This is a genomic window from Mycobacterium sp. (genome assembly GCF_032162605.1).
GTDB lineage: Bacteria > Actinomycetota > Actinomycetes > Mycobacteriales > Mycobacteriaceae > Mycobacterium.
Genome location: NZ_JAVROT010000203.1, coordinates 1 through 21,331 on the forward strand (window position 1 = coordinate 1; position 21,331 = coordinate 21,331).

At 66.4% G+C, this 21,331-nt stretch carries 21 protein-coding genes and 5 pseudogenes; 21 read left to right on the forward strand and 5 right to left on the reverse strand.

Annotated features, from left to right (window positions below; all coding sequences use genetic code 11):
* From QOI01_RS12675 to QOI01_RS12745, 15 genes and pseudogenes are all read left to right on the forward strand, one after another.
* Window positions 1-470 (forward strand): MAP_0585 family protein (locus tag QOI01_RS12675; RefSeq protein ID WP_526381385.1); only part of this gene is annotated, 470 nt, incomplete at its 5' end.
* Window positions 471-640: 170 nt separating this feature from the next.
* Window positions 641-1,039: pseudogene (locus QOI01_RS12680) on the forward strand ((R)-mandelonitrile lyase); the annotation flags it as partial.
* 268 nt (window positions 1,040-1,307) lie between these two features.
* Window positions 1,308-2,452 (forward strand): annotated as a pseudogene (locus QOI01_RS12685) (IS30 family transposase); the annotation flags it as partial.
* A gap of 111 nt (window positions 2,453-2,563) precedes the next feature.
* Window positions 2,564-2,725 carry an IS3 family transposase gene (locus QOI01_RS12690; RefSeq protein ID WP_526381387.1) on the forward strand — a complete coding sequence of 54 codons (162 nt, stop codon included), beginning with the start codon at window positions 2,564-2,566 and terminating at the stop codon, window positions 2,723-2,725.
* Between the two features lie 989 nt (window positions 2,726-3,714).
* Window positions 3,715-4,589: pseudogene (locus QOI01_RS12695) on the forward strand (IS3 family transposase); the annotation flags it as partial.
* A 721-nt stretch (window positions 4,590-5,310) separates the two neighbouring features.
* Window positions 5,311-5,448 (forward strand): hypothetical protein, encoded by a 138-nt coding sequence (locus tag QOI01_RS12700; protein ID WP_526381389.1) that lies wholly within the window; start codon window positions 5,311-5,313, stop codon window positions 5,446-5,448.
* Window positions 5,449-5,584: 136 nt separating this feature from the next.
* Window positions 5,585-5,824 (forward strand): hypothetical protein, encoded by a 240-nt coding sequence (locus tag QOI01_RS12705; protein ID WP_526381391.1) that lies wholly within the window; start codon window positions 5,585-5,587, stop codon window positions 5,822-5,824.
* Window positions 5,825-5,915: 91 nt separating this feature from the next.
* Window positions 5,916-6,086 (forward strand): CsbD family protein, encoded by a 171-nt coding sequence (locus QOI01_RS12710; RefSeq protein WP_526381393.1) that lies wholly within the window; start codon window positions 5,916-5,918, stop codon window positions 6,084-6,086.
* A 148-nt stretch (window positions 6,087-6,234) separates the two neighbouring features.
* Window positions 6,235-6,474: a hypothetical protein gene (locus QOI01_RS12715; protein WP_526381395.1), complete on the forward strand. Its 240-nt coding sequence runs from the start codon at window positions 6,235-6,237 to the stop codon at window positions 6,472-6,474.
* A 227-nt stretch (window positions 6,475-6,701) separates the two neighbouring features.
* On the forward strand, window positions 6,702-7,151 hold the full coding sequence (locus QOI01_RS12720; protein WP_526381423.1) for an Rv1352/Rv1906c domain-containing protein: 450 nt from the start codon (window positions 6,702-6,704) through the stop codon (window positions 7,149-7,151).
* 102 nt (window positions 7,152-7,253) lie between these two features.
* Window positions 7,254-7,750, forward strand: a pseudogene (locus tag QOI01_RS12725) (SRPBCC family protein).
* Between the two features lie 32 nt (window positions 7,751-7,782).
* Window positions 7,783-8,499 carry a Clp protease N-terminal domain-containing protein gene (locus tag QOI01_RS12730; protein WP_526381397.1) on the forward strand — a complete coding sequence of 239 codons (717 nt, stop codon included), beginning with the start codon at window positions 7,783-7,785 and terminating at the stop codon, window positions 8,497-8,499.
* Window positions 8,500-8,537: 38 nt separating this feature from the next.
* Window positions 8,538-8,960, forward strand: coding sequence for a PPOX class F420-dependent oxidoreductase (locus QOI01_RS12735; protein WP_526381399.1), 423 nt, complete (start codon window positions 8,538-8,540; stop codon window positions 8,958-8,960).
* A 48-nt stretch (window positions 8,961-9,008) separates the two neighbouring features.
* Complete coding sequence (locus tag QOI01_RS12740; RefSeq protein WP_526381401.1) at window positions 9,009-9,512, forward strand: hypothetical protein; 504 nt, start codon at window positions 9,009-9,011, stop codon at window positions 9,510-9,512.
* Between the two features lie 6 nt (window positions 9,513-9,518).
* Window positions 9,519-10,049 (forward strand): GNAT family N-acetyltransferase, encoded by a 531-nt coding sequence (locus QOI01_RS12745; RefSeq protein WP_526381403.1) that lies wholly within the window; start codon window positions 9,519-9,521, stop codon window positions 10,047-10,049.
* On the opposite strand, the pseudogene zapE reads toward QOI01_RS12745, so the two are convergent.
* Window positions 10,046-11,156: pseudogene (gene zapE / locus QOI01_RS12750) on the reverse strand (cell division protein ZapE). The gene QOI01_RS12745 and the pseudogene zapE sit on opposite strands and share 4 nt — an antisense overlap.
* Between zapE and QOI01_RS12755 the strand changes: the two are divergent.
* The 4 genes from QOI01_RS12755 (at window position 11,116) to msrB (ending at window position 15,282) form a co-directional block, all read left to right on the forward strand.
* A complete protein-coding gene (locus QOI01_RS12755) occupies window positions 11,116-11,907 on the forward strand; it encodes a pyrimidine reductase family protein (protein ID WP_526381405.1) in 792 nt (263 codons plus the stop codon). The pseudogene zapE and the gene QOI01_RS12755 sit on opposite strands and share 41 nt — an antisense overlap.
* Before the next feature lie 87 nt (window positions 11,908-11,994).
* The gene (locus QOI01_RS12760) at window positions 11,995-13,566 is read left to right on the forward strand and encodes an alpha/beta fold hydrolase (protein ID WP_526381407.1); all 1,572 of its coding nucleotides are present in this window, start codon (window positions 11,995-11,997) and stop codon (window positions 13,564-13,566) included.
* 22 nt (window positions 13,567-13,588) lie between these two features.
* A complete protein-coding gene (aftC, locus tag QOI01_RS12765; protein ID WP_526381409.1) occupies window positions 13,589-14,875 on the forward strand; it encodes an arabinofuranan 3-O-arabinosyltransferase in 1,287 nt (428 codons plus the stop codon).
* Entirely contained in the window at window positions 14,872-15,282 is a 411-nt protein-coding gene (msrB, locus tag QOI01_RS12770; RefSeq protein WP_526381411.1) for a peptide-methionine (R)-S-oxide reductase MsrB, read from the forward strand. Before aftC ends, msrB begins: the two co-directional genes overlap by 4 nt.
* A 37-nt stretch (window positions 15,283-15,319) precedes the next feature.
* Here the strand turns inward: msrB and hemQ are convergent, their stop codons facing one another.
* From hemQ to hemE, 3 genes are read right to left on the reverse strand one after another with little or no spacing between them, the layout of a single operon-like run.
* Window positions 15,320-16,012 carry a hydrogen peroxide-dependent heme synthase gene (gene hemQ / locus QOI01_RS12775; RefSeq protein WP_526381413.1) on the reverse strand — a complete coding sequence of 231 codons (693 nt, stop codon included), beginning with the start codon at window positions 16,010-16,012 and terminating at the stop codon, window positions 15,320-15,322.
* A 30-nt stretch (window positions 16,013-16,042) separates the two neighbouring features.
* Window positions 16,043-17,416: a protoporphyrinogen oxidase gene (locus tag QOI01_RS12780; RefSeq protein WP_526381415.1), complete on the reverse strand. Its 1,374-nt coding sequence runs from the start codon at window positions 17,414-17,416 to the stop codon at window positions 16,043-16,045.
* Window positions 17,413-18,474 carry a uroporphyrinogen decarboxylase gene (hemE, locus tag QOI01_RS12785; RefSeq protein ID WP_526381425.1) on the reverse strand — a complete coding sequence of 354 codons (1,062 nt, stop codon included), beginning with the start codon at window positions 18,472-18,474 and terminating at the stop codon, window positions 17,413-17,415. The genes QOI01_RS12780 and hemE overlap by 4 nt, the downstream gene beginning before the upstream one ends.
* Window positions 18,475-18,552: 78 nt before the next feature.
* Here hemE and QOI01_RS12790 point away from each other — a divergent pair, with 78 nt between their 5' ends.
* Window positions 18,553-19,134: a DUF3000 family protein gene (locus QOI01_RS12790; protein WP_526381417.1), complete on the forward strand. Its 582-nt coding sequence runs from the start codon at window positions 18,553-18,555 to the stop codon at window positions 19,132-19,134.
* A gap of 1 nt (window position 19,135) precedes the next feature.
* Entirely contained in the window at window positions 19,136-20,437 is a 1,302-nt protein-coding gene (locus QOI01_RS12795) for an HRDC domain-containing protein (protein WP_526381419.1), read from the forward strand.
* Window positions 20,438-20,484: 47 nt separating this feature from the next.
* Here the strand turns inward: QOI01_RS12795 and QOI01_RS12800 are convergent.
* On the reverse strand, window positions 20,485-21,331 hold an 847-nt coding region (locus tag QOI01_RS12800), incomplete at its 5' end, for an alpha/beta fold hydrolase (RefSeq protein WP_526381421.1).

Genomic DNA, 21,331 nt, shown 5'->3' on the forward strand with positions numbered 1-21,331 from the left:
GCAACGGGTCCCGAAACCCGCAGGGCGGGGAGTCGTCCCAGAGCCCGCAAACCAGTGCACCCGACCAGCAGAAGGATCGACCTAGACCGCCGCCCTTCACGCCCAGAGGGGCGTTCGACCGTGGCAACGATCAAGTGGGCGGTCCCAGGGATGCGCCCCGCGGTTTCAGCGCACCTGGCAACGGAGCGCCGCCGCCGCCGCCCGAGAAGGGTCCCGGCTGGAATGACGGACCCCCGCCGGATGGCCCGCCGCCGAACTGGGACGGACCGCCGCCAGCGGGCGGTTGGAACGGACCGCCGCCTCCCGGCGGCTGGAATCGCCAGTGGGCTGGACCGCCGCGTGACGTGAACCAGGGCCGAACCGATTTCGGGCAGTTCAACTATGGCAACTACACCGCCGTTCCCGTCTTCAACCCCGTCTTCGGAGGCTTCGGCTTCTGGTTCTTCGGTCTGTGGATACCGCTGTTCTGACCGCCGATTGACTCCTTCCGGCGTCGCGGGCGGGTACCGCCCATCCCGCGACGCCGGAAGCCGTTCAGGCGAGGGGCGCCGCCGCGACGTGGAGGTGTTCAGCGTCTTCTGCGAGTCGCACACGTAACCGTCCATCGAGGAGTACCCGTGCAACTGACCACACCCAGCGCCCCCGCCAAGGCCCCGCTGCCGCCTTCACCGGCGACGTCTACGTCAACCCAATCAAGACGAAGGCCGAACCGTCCCGTCTGATCGCCAGCATCGTGCGCTTCACCCCCGGCGCGCGGAGCAACTGGCACTTCCACGCCTTGGGACAGACGCTGTTCTGCACCGACAGCAGGGGCCTGGTCGTGTCACGCGACGGCACCGTCATTCGCCTCACCCCAGGCGACACCGTTTGGACCCCACCCGGCGAGGAGCACTGGCACGGCGCAGGCATCGACTGCATGATGTGCCACATCGCAATGCTCGAAGGAGTCGAGGACGGCGACGGCACCACCTGGCTCGAACCCGTCACTGACGAGCAGTACACCGCAGCTAACCAGGCGAACCTGGCCGCTGCAGATTGAGCGCGCCATGTTCATGCGTGCCGTTGACGTCCGTCTCGAAAACGATGGGTTGTTGAGACGCTGACCTCCGCTGGCCAAGCCCGTGGGTTCCAGGCCCTGCGGCGCGGTCCGACTGTCTTGAAGTCCTGTCTCTAGCTCCTCTGTCAAGCGGTGCGCGAGAGCGGGTCCGTTTCGTCGGTGAGCATCGCTCGGTAGACGACATCGGACAGACGGCGTTTGAGGACGCGCAGGCCTTCCATGCCGCCGTCGCCACCGTTCTTGCGCCGCTCAGCGTGAGGATATCGCTTTGTGGCTTGCTCAGGGTGCCGGTGTGCGTGAGATTGCGCGGCGGCTGAAGCGGGCGCCGTCGACGACCTCGCGTGAGCTGCGCCGTAACGCCTCGACCCCGTACCTACTGGCTGGATTACAAAACCTTCGACTGCGCAGTGGCATGCCGAGCGGCGTGTCCGGCGCCCGAAGACGGCCAAGCTCGCCCGCAACGACCGGCTGCGCCAGTACGTCCAGGACAAGCTGTCGGGAGTCGCTCGCCGCGCTGATGGCCAGGTCGTGGTCGGCCCCCGCCGGCACGTCGTGGAAGGGCCGCAACAAGCCCCACCGTGGTGATCGGGCCTGGGTGACGGCGTGGAGTCCCGAACAGATCGCTCGCCGGTTGCCCGTGGATTTCCCCGATGATGAGTCCATGCGGATCAGCCACGAGGCCATCTACCAGGCGCTGTATATCGAGACCCGCGGTGCGTTCAAGCGGGACCTGGTCAGCTGCCTACGTCGCGGCCGGGCGTTGCGGGTGCCGCGAGCACGGACCCGGCAAAAGGCGTGGGCCCATGTCACGCCCGAGACGTTGATCAGCCAGCGTCCACCGGAGGTCGCCGATCGCGCCGTCCGGGTCATTGGGAGGGCGATCTTCTGATTGGGTTGCAGCGCAGCGCGATCGGCACCCAAGTCGAGCGCAGCAGTCGGTTCACGATGCTGATACATCTCCCGAGCGGGACCGGCTAGGCGTGATTCCGCGGACCAAGAACGGGCCAGCGCTGGCTGGGTACGGCGCGATCACGATGGCGAACGCTTTGGAGCAGACGATCACCGCGCTGCCCGCGGAGTTGCGCCGGTCGTTGACCTGGGACCGGGGCAAGGAGTTGTCAGCCCACGCCCAGTTCTCGATCGCTTCCGGTGTCAAGGTGTACTTCGCCGATCCCAAGTGCCCGGGGCAAGCGCGGCACCAACGAAAACACGAATGGCCTGTTACGGCAATATTTTCCGAAGTGCACTGACCTGTCCCGCTGGACCGCCGGCGACATCGCCGCGATCGCCCACACCCTCAACACCCGACCACGCAAAACCCGGCGCACCCCTGCGGAAGTCTTCACCGAACACCTACACTCGCTTCACCGAGCCGGTGTTGCGACCGCCGATTGAATCCGCCCAGTACACGGCACGGGCGATGGCGGCGGCCTGCGCTGATGCCGGGCTGCGTCGCTCGATGGGGCCACGGGGATCTGTTTGGGACGACAGCGGCGCGGAATCGCTGTGTACTACTACCGTCAAGCTTTCGCCACTAGAGCGGAACTCGTTGCAGCAGTTGACAAGTGGATGCACGTCTACAACAATCAGAGGCGTTACTCGGTGATCGGCATGCTGAGCCCGATTGCCTATGAACAATCACTGGAAGCGGCTACACAAGCCGCATAACCCCTGTCCACTTTTCGGGGGGAACCTCACTGCGCCATGACGAATCTCGACAGCATCCCCACACCCCGCACCGACTGGCGCGAGTCGCCTAACGGTCAAAGTCACTACCTGCTCTATCGGTTTGCGGGCACGGCCTGCGTCCAGCTCTGCGAGGACGGGCAGGTGTTCTCCGTCGACCTAAGCGGGCCACCCCCTTATTCGGCATGGTGGCTCGGGCAATCGTCACGCGACAGGCCTACGGGTTCGCTAATTAGCGTGTGATCTTGACTCAATCATGTAGGTATTCACCTGAGCTATCTACTAGGGGAGGCGTAGGCGATGGTCAGGATAGTTTCGTTTGCAAACACGCTACTCGTTGCCGGAGGGTTGGCGGTTAGTTCAATCGGCTTTGCGGGTTTAGCTGCGGCAGAGCCTGCCTGCCAGGGCGGGGTACCGACGGGGTCGTCACATCAACTCTTCTCAAACGGCCCAGCGAGTTCGGCCAGCTGCACGGATGCCCTCGACGCAAGCGACACGAGCATGTCCGACATTGCCGCGGCGGGCTCGTTTCCAAGCGGCGAGGCGGAGTTCACGTATTCTCCGTGGACGCACGTCCATTAGAAGCAACACACCGGGACGAACGATTGCCCAGTGGCGGGATGCAGAGATGGGCGCTCGCTAACTCCGTCCGCGTACTCCCCGGTAGGAACCGGGGCTCGGCCCTGGCTGACATTGCTGCACATCACAAGCTTGTGTAGTAGCGCGCTAAGCGGTGCATGCGTTGTTCGATAGCCGATAGCACTTGTTGCCCTTCGGCGTCCGTGCACCGGTCACCCCGTCGTCCGTACAGGACCGGCAATGAACCGTCACGTTCAGTTCCTCAGCGCTAGGTCCGGTCGTTCCGATGTGGTCCGCGCATAGGTCGGTGGTCGCTGAACATGTCAGGCACCACGGCTGAGCCTTGCGGACTCGCTTGCTTAGGTTTTTCCATCGCAGTCCAATTTGCCGGGAAAAGGCTTTACCCGCTCGTGAACGAGCTCGCCGCCGACGGGATCCCCGTGGCGGTGACGTGCCGGGTACTCAAGCTCGCCCGCCAGCCCTACTACCGCTGGCGGGCCAATCCGGTGACCGACGCAGAGCGCCTCGAGGCCTATCGGGTCAATGCGTTGTTCGACGCCCATCGTGACGACCCGGAGTTCGGCTACCGCTACCTGGTCGAGGAGGCGTGCGCGGCCGGTGAGCCGATGGCCGAGCGGACCGGGTGGCGGATCTGCTCAGAGCATCGCCTGTGGAGTGCGTTCGGTAAGAAGCGTGGCAAGAACGGCAAGGTCGGTCCGCCGGTGCACGATGACCTGGTGGCGCGGGACTTCACTGCCGAAGGACCAGATCGGTTGTGGCTGAGCGATATTACCGAGTATCCGACACGTGAGGACAAGCTCTACCTGTGTGGGATCAAGGACGTATTCTCCAACCGCATCGTCGGGTACGGCATGGACTCGCGGATGAAGTCACGGATGGCGACCACTGTCCTGAGCAACGCGGTAGCGCGCCGCGGTGAGGTGGCTGGCTCCGTTCTGCACACTGATCGTGGATCTCATTTCAGGTCAAGGAGTTTCGTGCACGCGCTGGGCCGATACGAGATGGTCGACTCGATGGGCCGCGTTGGTGCAGCCGGCGACAATGCGGCCATGGAGAGCTTCGTCAGCTTGCTGCAGAAGAACGCTCTGGACCGCCGCCGGTAGGACACCCGGGAGGAACTCAGGATCCCATCGTCACCTGGATCGAACGGACCTACCACCGCCGCCGACGCCAGACCGCCCTCGGGCGGTTGACCCCGATCGAATTCGAAGCAATCATGACCACACCGGCCAGTCAGCCCGCGTGACCAAAATTGTCACCTATTCGTGCAGCAGACCCTCCCGCACCCGGTCCAAAGAAGGCCTCACCTCGGAAGTGGTGGGGCCTTCGTTGGAATTGAGCCGGGCTGGCCCACATCGCCTTCGTCACGGCCTTACGTTCACTCATCGAAAGCCCCATCGCTTGGACGTACGCCCCGTCCCCGGGATCGCCACTTCGACACGGGCTACGCAGGCACTTTTTTGAGTCGATGCGACCTCTTGATTTTCGTGTGTGGCAAATGTTCAATGGATGCAGCTATCACGGCCGGGGGGCCGTACTACCAAGTCTCGCGCTACGACGCGGGAACCGTGAAGGCGCCCATTGGGGGCGACAACGATGACTTTCACGGTTGCCGCCCCCCGCCGTGACGGTCTACTTCTCCCTGGTGTCCAAGATCAGTAGATGCCTCACCCAGTCTCATCTATGCCTGCGACTTCGGTTGCTGACTGGGGTTCACCGCCACCCGAGGGGCCCACTGAGCATGCACTTTGGTGGGCGCACTGGAATTTTCAGTGCGAGAACACTGAGCAACGTCATATGTTGAAGCAGCCATACCACGATGACGTCGTTTGGGACGTGCCCTCAAGGCGGGTGATTCACCGCGGCGAGCGCGACATACGCGACATATTGGAGAACTACGCACGGATCTTCGAGAGGTACGCCGAGTCGAAGGTTGAACCGTCGAACGGTATGGCACACCTGGGCGGGTGTTCGACGACCTGGAGATGACCTTCAAACTCGTCGAGAGTACGGGCTTCCCGAACCATCCACTCCCGTTCGGTACTCGGGTTGCGATGCGCATCGTGCACGACTTCCGCATCCAAGACGGGCTGATCATCAGGTGAGCACCGTCGCCCATGGCATGTTGTCAGCCACTGCAAGGGTGCCTCCGACAATCCGCATAGAGGACGGTGTTTAGTAGATGCTGAGAACGTCTATCCACCGAGATTCGGTCGGGACGGGATCGAGGTCGGGGTGTGCGTGATCGAAGTTCTTGTCTACGGTTACATGGCCGGGTGGGTGTTGACCACCCTCGGCTTGGCGTTCGTTGCCGCCCGTATTCAAGATCCGCACAGTCCTCAACGCCACCGGTTGCCGCTGGCGCTCGCCGCCGGTGCGGTGTGGCCGCTGCTACTTCTAGGCGTTGCTGAGTACGCAATTGTTGCGGCTGCCGCCGCTGTCGTTCCCGATGAGGACCGAGCACTGCGGGTCAAGCTGTAGCAGCCTCGACGAGTTTCGAAGTCGGCGATCCGTGGCATACGCGTTTCACGCTTGGACAACGGTGCCGAGCTTGATCGAGGAGTTGAACAGCATGAGCTTTTTGGACAAGGCGAAGAACAAGGTCGAGGATCTGGGCGGCCAAACCAAGGAAGCCGCCGGCAAGGCCACCGACGACAAGAGCACCGAGAACGAGGGCAAGGTCGACCAGGCCAAGGCGAACCTCAAGGACGCCGGCGAAAAGGTGAAGGACGCCTTCAAATAGCCGCTGCTCCAACCGCGAACTCGGGTCGGCCCGTCATCCCCACGAGGATGACGGGCCAACTTCTTGGTTATTTGACTGTGAAACCACCGACGAACTGACTTACGTTTTTAGTAAGTTTGCGGACAGCGAACTTCGTGGAGGGGGCCATGTGTCGAGTGCACTGCTGTACGGCGATTCGAGCGGTTGGGTGTTGACCTCGATCTTGCTCGCGCTGCTGGCCTGGCGGCTGCTGGACAAGGACGCTCCAACTGCACACCCAGCGCTGTCGAGTTTCGTCGCCGGTGCGGCATGGCCCCTACTAGTCGTAGCTCTGGCAGAAGCGGGCGCGGTAGCACTCACCGCGGAGGTACTGCACGACGAAGGGCTTCAACCAAGCCTCGTCTCCTGACCGTGACCTCGACCTATCGACGCCGAGCCGACTCAATTGCAATCTTCGCCCGCTAGATCCCACTCTTGAGACGGACTAAGGTGTTCGCCATGTGGTTGAAGACAGTGGCGGCCGCCGCAGCGCTTGCGGCATGTGTCGTAGGCGGCGTCCCCGGCCTCGCAGCGGCCGACCCGACCACGCCTGTCGATCCGACCACGCAGGCCGACCCGACGACGCCAGACGTTCCGATCGCGCCGACCCCTCCCGCCGACACGGCGGCGCCGACCGCTTCTGGCACGCCTGCCGAATCGACGGCGCCGACCGGTTCGGCCACGCCGCCCACGCCGAAGACGTCCATCGACGCCGACGGAACCTACGCGGTCGGTACCGACATCGTTCCCGGCGTCTATAGCACCGCCGGTCCCGTCGACAACGGAACGTGCTTCTGGAAGCGGTCGGGCAATCCGGACGGCGCCACGATCGACAATGCGCTCACCAAGAAACCGCAGACCGTCGAGATCGCACCAACCGACCAGTCCTTCAAGACCAACGGCTGTCAACCGTGGCAGCTGACCGATGGTGCCGTACCACCCGCCTCGCAAGGCATGTCCCCTGCGCTGGCCGGGGTGCAACTGAAGCTCTACATGGCTCAGCTCAATGCCAGGGCCGCCGCGTCCGGACAGCCTCCCTCGCCCTGACGCGGCACTGGCGACGCCGATCGGAGAGGCGCGTCCTCGACGCACAGATCAGTCACCCGTGATTGGGTCACGGGGACTGCGCCGTCTGACACGATCGACGACATGGCCGATCTCATCGAAGTCCAACGCACCATCGCCGCTCCACCGGCAGACGTCTTCGCCCTCCTCTGCGATCCGCAGGGACACGTCGCCATCGATGCGTCGGGCATGCTGCAGGACGCTGACGGAGACCCCGTGACCGCCGTCGGCGACAGCTTCGTCGTGCACATGATCGCGAGGCACTCAACGACTTTCCGATGGGCAAGTACGACGTCACGGTCACGATCACCGAGTTCGAGCAGGACACGCTGATCGCCTGGACCATCCTGGGTCAGATCAAGCCGCCGATCGGTCACGTCTACGGATACCGTCTCGAACCCGATGGTGGTGGGACGCTCGTCACCTCGTTCTATGACTGGTCGGACATCGACCAGAAGTGGCGCGACGCCGGGATCTTCCCCGTCCTCTCGGAGGCCGCGCTCCGCGGCACGCTCGGAATCCTCGACCGCACGGTGCGCCGCGGCTACCCAGCTGACACACCATCGTCAACCCGAGGTTGACGATGACACGCTCGTCAACCTATGGTTGACGCATGAACCAACCGGCCAAGATCACCAACCCCGTCCGCCTCGACGACCTCATCAACGTGATCAAGACAGCTCACGACGAGCCACTCGAGCAGCTCACCGACGCGATGCTCGCCGCCGAGGCCCTCGGCGAAGTCGCCGACCACCTCATCGGCCACTTCGTCGACCAGGCCCGCCGCTCGGGTGCCTCCTGGACCGACATCGGCAAGTGCATGGGCGTCACCAAGCAGGCCGCCCAGAAGCGCTTCGTCCCCAGGACCGAGACCAACCCGCTCGACGCGGGCGACGGCTTCAGCAGGTTCACCCCGCGGGCCCGCAACGTCGTCGTCGAATCACAGAACAAGGCGCACGCCGCGAGCAACGACGAGATCACGCCCGCCCACCTGCTGCTCGCTCTGTACACCGATCCCGCATCGGTGGCCGCGCGCCTACTCATCGGCCGCGGAGTCGACGCCGACAGCGCGGCCCATGCGGTGACGCTGCCGCCGAAGGTCGACGACACGCCCGCGCTCGTGCCATTCAACGGCCCGGCCAAGAAAGTCCTCGAGCTGACCTTCCGTGAGGCACTTCGACTGGGGCACAACTACATCGGCACTGAACACATCCTCTTGGCCCTGCTGGAAGCCGAGGGGGGCGACGGCCCACTACACGCGCTCGGCGTCGACAAGCAGGGGGTCGAGGACGAGATCGCCGAAGTTCTCCGATCGCTGACGCAGAGCTGATCGGGAATGAAATCCGCGCAGGTGCGGTAGAACGCACCATGATCCTCGACGAATCCGCCCGCGCGCTCATCGGCGCCGGCGCCGACGCCACCCTGGTCACCATCAACCCCGACGGCAGCCCCCAGGTCTCGGTCGTTTGGGTGGCACGCCAGTCGACACCCGACGGCGACGAGCTCGTCAGCGCACATCTCACCGAGTACAAGAAGACCCGCAACATCCGACGCGACCCACGGGTGGCCGTCACCATCCTCGGTCCTGCCGCCCCAGGCCAGCAAGCGCCATATCTGTCGGTGACCGGAACCGCCCGGATCGTCGAGGGCGGTGCGCCCGAACTGCTCACCGAACTGGCCGAGGCGATGCTCGGGTCCAGCGAGTACTTCCCGCCGGCGAACGCGCCCGCCGGTCTGCTGACCCGGATCCGGATCGACAAGGTCGGTGGCCTCGGCCCGTGGGCGTCCTGACGGCCGATCACCTCCTCGGCAACGAGGCGGTGTGCGATCATGCCAGGCATGCGTCGCTGGTTGGTGTTGATGGTTGCCGGGTTGGCAGTGATGTCCGGGGTGATGGCCTCGCCGGCCCCGGATGCCGCAGCGGGAAACGCACCGATTGGCAGGCTCGGCGACGTCTTGCACGTCGACTACATGGGCATCATTGCTGACGTCGCAGTGACCAGCGTCGACCTCTCTGACATCCCGCCGGGCTTCGGCCGCGCACCGCTGGGCCCACGCTACGAGGTGTACCGCGCCAACGTGACCGTCCACGTCATCAAGGCGCCCAATCCGTACATCACGTCGATCGTGTTCGACTTCAACGGCGTGACGCCCATCGCCGACGCCTACAAGCCCCGCAACAGCGACGCCCCCGACGACCTGCGCACCGCACTGCAGAACGCCCCCGCCGGCGCCACCGTGAGTGGCGGGGTGTGGTGGGACGTCTACCGCGACCTCGTCACCAACGTCGTCCTCCTCGACAAGGTCACCGGGTACCACCTCGCCCAGTGGAACCTCACCTGACGCTGTATGTCCATTGAGGTCACCGCAGCCGCCGAGGCCGACCTGCCCGAACTGGCCGACGTCGCCGCACGCACCTTCCCGCTGGCCTGTCCCCCATCGGCAACACCCGACGACGTCGCTGCGTTCATCGCCGAGCACCTGACCGCAGACCGGTTCCGCGAGTACCTGTCCGACGCCGATCGCGTGGTGCTGACGGCGCGCGAGGGAAGCCTTATGTCCGGCTACGCCATGCTGATTCGCGGCGTGCTCGATGACGCCGACGTCCAGCGGGCCGTGGCGCCGCGACCCGCCGTCGAACTGTCCAAGATGTACGTCGTGCCCGACGGTCACGGCGCAGGTGTCTCCGCCGCTCTGATGGCGGCCGCGCTCGATGCTGCCCGAGCGCTGGCCGCAGCCTGCGTCTGGCTGGGTGTAAACCAGGAAAACCAACGCGCGCAACGGTTCTACGTCAAACAGGGCTTCGCGGTCCGCGGAACCAAGACGTTCCGCCTCGGCGGCCACCTCGAGAACGACTACGTGATGGTGCGCCCACTCTAACCCGGGCGGCCCGCGGCGGTCAGCGCCAGCAGCCGCGACGTCGCACGCAGATACTTCTTGCGGAAGCCGCCCGTCAGCATCTCCTCGCTGAAGACGGTGTCCAGCTTGGCGCCCGAGGCCACCACGGGAATGCCCGCGTCGTACAGCCGGTCGGTCAACGACACCAGGCGCAGTGCCACGTTCTGGTCGTCGAGAGGATGAACACCGGTGATGAACACCTCGGCGACACCCTCGATCAACGCGAGGTAGCGCGAGGGGTGCATCGTCGCGAGATGTGCGCACAGCGCGTCGAAGTCGTCGAGCGTCGCATCCGGCACGTCGGCGGCCTCAGCCCGCACCTCGTCGTCGGACGGCGGCACCGGGGCGGGAGGTAGGTCACGATGCCGGTAATCGGGTCCCTCGATCCGCACGGTGATGAACATCTTTGCGAGCGTGTTGATCTCGCGGAGGAAGTCCTGCGCCGCGAACCGTCCCTCGCCCAACTGTTCCGGCAGCGTGTTCGACGTCGCCGCGATGGAAACCCCACGCTCGACCAAGGCCGACAGCAGACGTGAGATCAACGTCGTGTTACCGGGATCGTCGAGCTCGAACTCGTCGATGCACACCACCACGTAGTCGGAGAGCAGCTCGATGCACTCGACGAAGCCGAACACACCCGCCAACTGCGTCAGCTCACCGAACGTCGCGAACGCGGCGGGCCCGGCCTGAGCTGCCGCGAGGTCGTAGTAAGTCGACGCCAACAGGTGCGTCTTGCCGACGCCGAAGCCGCCGTCGAGGTACACCCCGACGCCGGGAAGCACCTCGCGCCTGCCGAACAGCTTCTTCTTGCCCGCCCGCCGTTGCACGGCCTGAGCGCAGAAGTCCCGACATGCCTGCACCGCAGCCGTCTGCGAAGGTTCGGCCGGGTCGGGCCGGTACGTGTCGAAACTGACGTCCGAGAAGGTGGGCGGCGGCACCAGACCAGCAACCAACCGCTCCGGCGTCACGCTCGGATGCCGATCGGTCAGATGGTCGACATCGACACCGCTGGCCCCGGGCATGGAAGGAACTGTAACGACGTGCTGCAATGGTCAACGTGTCCGATCCCGATGCTGCGACAGAGCTCACAGAGCTGGCCCCGTCTGGTGGCAGGTTCGACACCGACGACGGGCGTCTCGCCGCCTTCTACTCGTACCCCGAGGACCTCGGTCGCTGCTGGGTGCGCGCCAACATGATCTCCAGCCTCGACGGCGGCGCCACCGACGACGGCAAGGCGGCCGGGCTCGCGGGCCCCGGCGACCGCGCGCTGTTCTCGCGGATGCGACAGGAAGCCGACGTCGTCCTCGTCGGCGCATCCACCGTGCGGATCGAGAACTACTCCGGTGCGCAGATGTCGCTGGCACAACGCCAGGAACGCCAGGGCCGCGGGCAGGCCGAGGTGCCGCCGATCGCGATCGTGACCCACGGCGCCGACTTCGAACACGACGCCAAGATCTTCACCCGTACCGAGGTCCCGCCGCTGATCATGACCAGCCGCGAAGCCGTAGACGACGCTCGCGGGCGATTCGGCTCGATGGTCGAAGTCATCGACTCCTCTGGCACCCAGACCGACCGCGTCGACCTCGCGGTGGTCCTGAAGACCTTCGCCGAGAGGAAGCTCCTACGAGTGCTCTCCGAAGGCGGCCCCGGAATGATCAGCCTGCTCATCGAGCGCGGTCTACTCGACGAGCTCTGCGTGACGATCGCACCGATCCTCGTCGGCGGGCAGGCCCGCCGCATCGCCACCGGGGAGGGCGAGGCCCATACCCGCATGCGGCGGAGTCACCTGCTCACCGACGACGAGGGCTACCTCTACACGCGCTACGTCAAGGACGAGTGACCGAAGCGCGACTTCCCGGGTTGCTTCGCTCCTGCCCGCCGAGCCGGCTCGGCGGGGAGTCGGCCGGCGATCGCTAATGTGGTCAGCATGCGTCGGCATCCTCAGCTGCTCCGGGCCCTCTGCTTGCCCGCCGTTGCGGCCGTCGTCGTCGCCGGCTGCGCACCAGGGCTGGCCGCCAACCCCCGCTTCGCCACAGACTCCGGCGCCGGCCCGCAAGGCGCGCTCGAATCCACGCCCGTCGCGTCGGGACCGCCACCCATCGAGGCCCCCAAGAACGACCTGTCGTGGCGCGACTGCACCTCGCGGATGTTCAGCCAGGCCGCCGTCCCCGCCATCCCCGGCGTGACCTTGGAATGCGCCAGCTACGACGCCGACCTCGACTCCATCAGCGGCGCCTCGGGAACACTCAGCATCGGGGTGGTCCGGGCGCGTTCCGACGCGACACCCGCGACGGCAGGCCCGCTCGTCATGACGACCGGGACGGATCTGCCGTCCTCGGTGCAGCTGCCCGTGTGGCTCTCGCGCAGCGGTGCCGACGTCCTCAAGACCAACCCCGTCGTCGCGATCGATCGCCGCGGCATGGGCATGTCGGGGAACCTCGACTGCCGCGACCTGTTCTCCCGCCAGGAGATGCTCGACCAGGCGCAGTTCGCGTCCGGCGACGACCCCGTAGCCAATCTCAGCGCCATCGTCCAGACTGCGACCACGAGCTGCACCGACAGCATTGCCCCTGGCGACTCCGCCTACGACAACGCGCACGCCGCCGAGGACATCGAACGATTGCGCAGCACCTGGGACGTCCCGACGGTGGCCCTGCTCGGCGTCGGCAACGGCGCGCAGGTGGCTCTGGCCTACGCCGGCGCGCACCCCAACAAGCTCTCCCGGTTGGTGCTCGACTCCCCGCTCCCACTGGGCGTCGCCGCCGAGGCGAGAGCCGAACAGAAGGTCAAGGGGCAGCAGGCCGCCCTGGACGCCTTCGCCTCGCAGTGCATCGCGGCGGGCTGCGCGCTCGGGCCGGATCCGAAGGGCGCAATCGACGCGATGTTGGCCAGCGCCCGGCAGGGCAATGGGCCCGGCGGCGTCTCAGTGGCCACGCTCGCCGACGCCATCTCCACCGCGCTGGCGTTTCCTCGAGGCGACTTCCTCACGTCCACCAACGCGCTCGCCGGCGCACTTGCCGCCGCACGCAACGGCGACGACCTCAGCCAGCTCAACGGACTCATCAACGACGCCGAAACGCTGCGCAAGACCGATGGCCAATTCGTGAATACGTGCAGCGACGCGCTCAACCGTCCGACGCCCGACCGCGTGCGCGAGCTCGTCGTCCAGTGGGGCAAGCTCTACCCGCAGTTCGGCGTCGTCGGAGCACTGGACCTGGTGAACTGCCTCGCGTGGCCCAGCGGCTCCACACCGCCGGACCCGCAGAACCTCAAGATCCCCGTGCTCCTGCTCGGGGTGCAGAACGACCCGATCGTCGGCAACGAGGGCGTGGCGGCCGTCGCCGCCACCATCATCAACGCCGGTGCCGCGAGCCGTCGCGTCATGTGGCAGGGCGTCGGCCACGGCGCAAGCATCTATTCGACGTGCGCGATACCGCCCGTGTTGTCGTACCTGGACACGGGCAAGGTGCCCGAGACCGACACGTACTGCCCTGCCTAGCCAGAGCCACCCGCGACGTCCGGTGTACGGTGCGCTGGTGGCGGTACCTGACACCCTGCTTCGCCCATTCCGGCCCCGCACCTCCCCGCCGAATGCCGCGACCGTTCTGCGCTCGATCCTCTGGCCCATCGCGATCATCTCGGTGATCCACCGCGCCTACGTTCTGGGCACAAACGGGTACATCACCGACGACTTCGGACCCGTCTATCGCGCGGTCATCAACTTCAAGCGCGGCGTGGACATCTACAACGAACACTTCGACCAGGTCGACCCGCACTACCTCTACCCACCCGGCGGGACGTTGCTGCTGGCTCCATTCGGGTATCTACCGGTCGACGCCGCCCGCTACTGGTTCATCACCTTCAACGCCGTCGCCATCGTGCTCGCCGCCTACCTCCTGCTGCGGCTGTTCAAGTTCTCGCTGACGTCGGTAGCCGCGCCCGCTCTGCTGCTCGCGATGTTCTGCACCGAAAGCGTCACCAACACACTGGTGTTCACCAACATCAACGGGTGCATGCTGCTGTGCGAGGTGCTGTTCCTCCGGTGGCTGCTCGACGGCAAGGTGAACCACCAGTGGCTGGCAGGCATCGCCGTCGGGCTGACACTGGTGATCAAGCCGTCGTTGGCGCCGCTCCTGCTGTTGCCGCTGCTGAACAGGCAGTGGCGCGCTCTGATCCCCGCCTTCGGGGTGCCGCTGCTCTTCAACGCCGCCGCGTGGCCGTTGATCAGCGACCCGATGAACTTCGTGCGCAACACGGTGCCCTACATCTTCGCCACCCGCGACTACTTCAACAGCTCGATACAGGGCAACGGCATCTACTACGGCCTGCCGACGTGGCTGATCCTGTTGCTGCGGTTGACCTTCCTGGTCCTCGCCGTCGCCAGCCTGTGGCTGCTGTACCGCTGCTACCGGCAACGCGATCAGCTGTTCTGGATGCTGACGTCCTCTGGCGTGCTTCTGATCGCCTCGTTCTTGGTTCTGTCGCTGGGGCAGGCCTACTACTCGATGATGCTCTTCCCATTCCTGATGACGGTGGTACTGCCGAACTCGGTCATCCGAAACTGGGTGGCGTGGCTCGCGATCTACGGTTTCATGACGATGGACCGCTGGTTACTGGTGCACTGGCTCACCACCGGCCGCTACCTGGAATACATGAAGATCACCTACGGCTGGTCTCTGATGCTCGTCGTGGTGTTCTGCGTGCTGTACTTCCGCTACCTCGACGCGAAGGCCGACGGGCGCCTCGACGAGGGCATCGACCCGCCCTGGGTGACGTCGGACCGGGAGCGCGCTAGCGTTGAGGGATGACCGCCCCCAAAGTCCAGCTGACCAACGATGAGTGGCGGGACAAGCTGTCGCCACAGGAGTTCGCAGTGCTGCGCCAGGCGGGCACCGAACGGCCGTTCACCGGTGAGTACACCGACACCAAGACCGAGGGTGTCTACCAATGTCGGGCGTGCGGCGCGGAGCTCTTCCGTAGCACCGAGAAGTTCGAATCACATTGCGGCTGGCCGTCTTTCTTCGATCCGGCCGACTCCGACGCTGTCATCCTGCAGTCCGACGACTCCGGGGGCATCCACCGCGTCGAGGTGGTCTGCGCCAACTGCCACAGCCACCTAGGTCACGTGTTCGAGGGCGAGGGCTACCCGACGCCGACCGATCAGCGCTACTGCATCAACTCGATCTCGCTGAAGCTGGTGCCCGCAGACAACTGATCCGCGGCTTTCCCAGCGCGGGCAGACGACTCCGCGGCTAGGGCAGGCGCGTGACGAGTTCCTCGACGCCGACACGCGGGCCGGTGAAGAACGGCGTCTCCTCGCGTACGTGGCGGCGGGCGTCGGTATAGCGCAGCTTCCACATGAGCTCGACGATGCGGCCCAGATCCGGCCCCTCGAACGCCAGGATCCACTCGTAGTCGCCGAGCGCGAACGCGGGCACCGTGTTGGCGCGCACGTCCGGGTACTCACGGCCGGCCATCCCGTGCTCCACCAGCATCTTGCGACGCTCGTCGTCGGGCAGTAGGTACCACTCCAGCGACCGCACGAACGGATACACGCACAGATAGTCGCCAGGTTCCTCGCCGGCGATGAAGGCCGGGACGTGGCTCTTGTTGAACTCGGCGGGGCGGTGCAGTGCGACCACGCTCCAGACCGGATCGCTGGCCAGGCCCAGCGCCGTGCGCCGGAACGCCCGGTACGTCGCCTGAAGATCCTCGACGCGCTCGGCGTGCGTCCAGATCATGAAGTCGGCGTCCGCGCGGAAACCCGCGACGTCGTAGAGGCCGCGGACGACGACGCCGCCCTCCTCCTGCTGCTTGAGGAACGTCGCGGTCTCGTCGATCACCGCGGCGCGCTCCTCCCCCAGCGCTTCGGGCTGCACGGCGAAGACCGAGATCATCATGTACCGGGTCGTCGAATTGAGCTTGTCGTAGTCGAGCTTGGCCATACCACCCATCGTGCCACGCGCGAGATGGACCTAATTCGTCGCTCTCGACGCGGCCAGCGAGGCTGCCGCCCGTGTGCCCGAGGCCACGCAGGCAGGCACCCCGATGCCATCGAGGTAACCGCCCGCCACAGCCAGCGTCGGGGGCAGGCCCGCCCTCAGTTCGGCGATCAGATCGGCGTGCCCCGGCCCGTACTGCGGCATCGCGTCGATCCATCGTTGGACGTGGCAGTCGACGGCTTCGGTGCCGATGCCGAACACCGTCGACAAGTCCTGGGCCGCCCACGACAACAGATCCTCGTCACCGGCGTTTCGGGCCAGCGTGTCGCCGAACCGACCGAACGACAAGCGCACCAACTCGACGTTGCCGCGCCGTGCCCACTTGCGCGACGTCAGTGTCATCGCCTTGGCGTTCAACCGTTCTCCACCCGCCACCAGCACCCCCGACTGCTCAGGCAGCGGCGTGCCACCGGGCAGTGCGAGCAGCACCAGCGCGGTCGACGCCACCTGGATGCGTCGTGCCGCGGCCGCGGACCTCGGCGCGATGCCTTCGATGAGCCGCGGCAGACGCGGTGCGGGGACGGCGAGCACCACGCCGTCGGCGTGCCAGTGCCCGCCCTCGTCGTCGACGAGGTTCCAGCCGGTCGCGCTGCGGCTGACCCGGTCGACGGCGACTTGGGCCCAGTCGACGTGGGCTCGTCGGACAAGGGCCTCGAGCAGCACCGCATAGCCACCGTCGACGGCGCCGAACACCGACCCGCCCAGCGGCGGAGGCCCCAGTCCCGTCAATGCCTCGCGCACCGCGTCGGTGAGGCTGCGCGCCCCGCGATCGAGCGTGGCGGCCAAGGTCGGGGTCGCCGCACGCAACCCGATGGTCGCGGACGACCCGGCGTAGACGCCTGCCAGCAGCGGGTCGACCGAGCGGGCCACCACCTGCTCACCGAACCTGTCGCCGATCAACTCCGCGACCGTGGGATCAGCGCCGGGACGCCACGAGAACGGCCTCGACCGCTCGCCCGCGATCCGCGCGACCGTCGCGTCGTCGACGAGGCCCGCGACCGCGGACGCCTGCGCCGGGATGCCCTGCAGCGTGCCCTGCGGCATCGGGTGTAGACGTCCCTCGCTGTAGATCAGGGGGCGCACACCCGTCGTACCGATCTGACGGTTGGCCAGGCCCAACTCGGCCAGCAGCGCCGAGACCTCGGGACGGCGCGCGACGAAAGCCTCCGCGCCGACGTCCACCAACTGGCCACCCACCCGTTCGGTGCGCAGCACGCCGCCGAGCCGGTCAGCGGGGTCGAAGATCGTGATCGACGCATCGGGACCTGCCGCGACGCGCAAGCGATGGGCGGCGACGAGACCCGAAATGCCGCCTCCGACAACACAATACGTGGGCGATCTACTCACAACGCGTGCACCAGCGCTACCGCTTCGGTGATGATGCCCGGATCGGTGGGCGGCAGCACTCCGTGGCCCAGGTTGAATACGTGGCCTGCGGCCCCCGCGTCGACGGCACGCCGACCATCGTCGACCACGTTGCGCACCGCGCGCTCGACCACCGGCCAGCCTGCGAGAAGCACCACCGGGTCGAGATTGCCCTGCAACGCGACGCCAGGCCGAACCCTCGCAGCGGCATCGGCCAAGGCGGTGCGCCAGTCCACCCCGACGACCGCCTTGTCCCCCGCCGAGACGGCTTCCGACATGGCGCCGAGCAATTCGGCGGTACCCACTCCGAAGTGCGTCATCGGCACGCCGTCACCGGACAGGGCGTCGAACACGCGCGCGCTGTGCGGCAGCACGTAGGCGCGATAGTCGGCCAGCGACAGCGTGCCGGCCCAGGAGTCGAACAGCTGGATGGCGTCGACGCCCGCGTCCAACTGGGTCCGCAGAAAGCCGATCGTGACGTCGGTGAGCGCCGTCATCAGGGCGTGCCAGGTCTCGGGTTCGCCGAGCATCATCGCCTTGGTGCGTTCGTGGTTGCGACTCGGACCGCCCTCCACCAGATAGGAGGCGAGCGTGAACGGCGCGCCAGCGAATCCGATCAGCGGCACGTCGCCCAGCGCCGATACCAGCAGGGACACCGCATGGGCGACGGGCGCGACCTCGTCGAGGTCCAGCGGGGTCAGGGCCGCGACGTCGGCCGCGGTGCGGATCGGGTTCGCGACGACCGGTCCCACCTCGGGCACGATGTCGAGGTCGATGCCCGACGCCCGCAACGGCACGACGATGTCGGAGAACAGGATGGCCGCGTCGACTCCGTGGCGACGGACCGGCTGAAGGGTGATCTCGGTGATCAGCTCCGCGTCGAAGCACGCCTGCATCATCGTGTTCCTAGCCCGCAAGGCCCGATACTCGGGCAGCGAACGGCCGGCCTGCCGCATGAACCACACCGGCACGCGGGTGGGCTTGCGGCCCGCGGCCGCGGTCAGATAGGGCGACATGGGCAGGTCACGACGGGTACTCATCGGCACCCATGCTGCCATGCAGTCACGTTACGGCGCGCCTTCGTTGCGCCCTGCCCATATCAGCTAGCGTCAAACCTCATGACCACCGTCGAGCCTGCTCAGTTCCGGGCAGCGGTGGAGGCGATGAATGCCACCACCGTGCGGCCGGAGATCGAGCTTGGCCCGATCCGTCCGCCTCAACGTCTCGCGCCGTACAGCTACGCACTCGGCGCGGAGGTTCGGCACCCCGAGACGGCGATCGTCCCCGAACGCTCCGAAGGTGATGCGTTCGGTCGGCTGATCCTGCTGCACGATCCGGAGGGCGCGGAGGCGTGGGACGGAACGATGCGCCTGGTGGCCTACATCCAGGCCGATCTCGATTCCACCGAAGCCGTCGACCCGTTGCTTCCCGAGGTGGCGTGGAGCTGGCTCGTGGAAGCGCTCGCATCACACGAGGATCACGTCACTGCCCTGGGCGGCACCGTCACGGCGACGACATCGGTGCGCTACGGCGACATCTCCGGGCCGCCGCGAGCGCACCAACTGGAGCTTCGTGCGTCGTGGACGGCGACGAACCTGGACCTGGGTCCTCACGTGCAGGCGTTCTGCGAAGTGCTGGAGCACGCCGCCGGCCTTCCACCCGCAGGGGTCACCGACCTCGGCGCTCGTACCCGCGCGTGAAATGACTGACGGCGACGACGCCGGCCCAGCCGCGGCCACTAGCGAACACGACGAGATCGACACCGGCGAACCCGGGGCCACTCCGCTACTGGCACCCGTCGACGGCGTGCCCGAGCTGGCGGTGACCGCCGACCAGATCCTCGCGACCGCCGAGTTATTGGTGTCCGGGCACGGTCCGTTCGCGATCGATGCCGAGAGAGCATCGGGTTTCCGCTACTCCAATCGCGCGTACCTGTTGCAGATCCGCCGCGCCGGCGCGGGCACCGTGCTGATCGACCCCGTCAACCACGGCGAGGATCCGCTGATGGTGATGGCCCCCCTCGCCGACGTGCTGGACACCGACGAATGGATTCTGCACGCGGCCGATCAGGACCTGCCGTGCCTGGCCGAACTCGGGATGGTGCCGCCCAGCCTGTACGACACCGAGCTGGGGGGCCGACTTGCCGGCTTCGACAGGGTGAACCTGGCCGCGTTGGTGCAGCGGCTGCTCGGGCTGCATCTGGTGAAGGGCCACGGCGCCGCCGACTGGTCGAAGCGGCCGTTGCCACCCGACTGGCTGAACTACGCTGCACTGGACGTCGAGGTGCTGCTCGAACTGCGCGCAGCCGTTGCCGCCGAGCTCGAAGAGCAGGGCAAGACACGTTGGGCGGCAGAGGAATTCGAGCACCTACGAACCTACGTCGCCTCGCCGACGCGGCGGGATCGCTGGCGACGAACCTCGGGCATCCACAAGGTGAAGAATCCACGGACGCTGGCGGCTGTGCGCGAACTCTGGACCACGCGGGACAACATCGCGCAGCGGCGTGACATCGCGCCTGGCCGGATCCTGCCCGACGCCGCGATCATCAACGCTGCGGTCACCGACCCGGACACCATCGAGAAGCTGGTGGCACTGCCGGTGTTCGGCGGCTCCCGTCAGCGCCGCGGTGCCGCGGTGTGGCTCGAGGCGCTCGCCCGCGCCCGCACCACCAAAGACGTACCGGAGGCCTCCGAACCGCTCACGGGACCACCACCCGCGGTGCGCTGGAGCCGCCGCAAACCCGAGGCGGCCGACCGACTCGAATCGGTTCGCACGGGTCTCGCCGAACTGTCGCAACGTGTTTCGGTGCCGACGGAGAACCTGCTGACGCCCGAGGTGGTGCGGCGACTGGTGTGGGACTGGCAACCGGTCCCCGACACATCCGCGGTGATCGACGCATTCCTCGCCGACGCAGGCGCCAGGCCGTGGCAGCGGGAGCTGACGGTGCCCGTGTTGGCTGCAGCGTTGACGGTCGCGCCAACACCTGCCGATTCGGCCGACTAACTCACTGAGATAGCACTGAGGCGAGTAGCCGACGCCGTCAGCGCATCTCAACGCCCGCGGACCCCGTCCACGTGCGCCAGGAAGTGTTTCAGGACCGCGTCGGGGGCCTCGATCTGCGGCCAGTGCGCGATGTCGTCGGCGAGCATGACGACGTCCGGGTCCGGAATCACCTGCCGATAGCGGTCGGCCATGTGCCTGCCCGAATTGGGATCGATCGGACCGTCGATCAGGCGCATCGGCACACTGGTCTCCCTCATGGCCCGCACCCAGCGATTCCGGTTCACATACCGGTCGGTGACGAACCTACCCACCTTGTGGGTAACCCGCGCCCCGTCGTTGTAGTCCATGACCTCGAAGAAGCGCTCGAGCACGAGCGGCGACGGCTTGGTGTTGGGCCCGAACATCTGGTCCAGCGTGCGAGCCAGGATGCGCCGTGACACCGGACTGCCCTGGAACCGACTGGTGATGTCGCCCAACGGAGTTCGCGATAACAGCTTCTGCACTAAACGCGGCATGTAGGCCTCGTTGAACAGGCCACCGTTCAACCAGGTGATCGACTCGATGATCGGTGAACCGTAGGCGTTGTCGCCCGCCTCGTACCGCGCCAGGAGCTCTTGGCCCACCGAGTCGCCGAGATCGTGTGCCAGCACGTGGCAGGAGTCGACGTTCAGGTGGTGCAGCAGAGCCTCGTGCATGTCGGCGTGGTCGAGAACCGAATACTCGTAGGCGACTGGCTTGTCCGAGAAGCCCATGCCGATCATGTCGGGGGCGATCACCGTGAACCGCTCGACCAGCGTCGGCCAGATCAGCGACCAGTCCCACGAGCTGAACGGGTAGCCGTGGATCAGGAGTAGCACCGGGGCCTGCCCGAACGGTTCGCCGTCGACGCGGAAG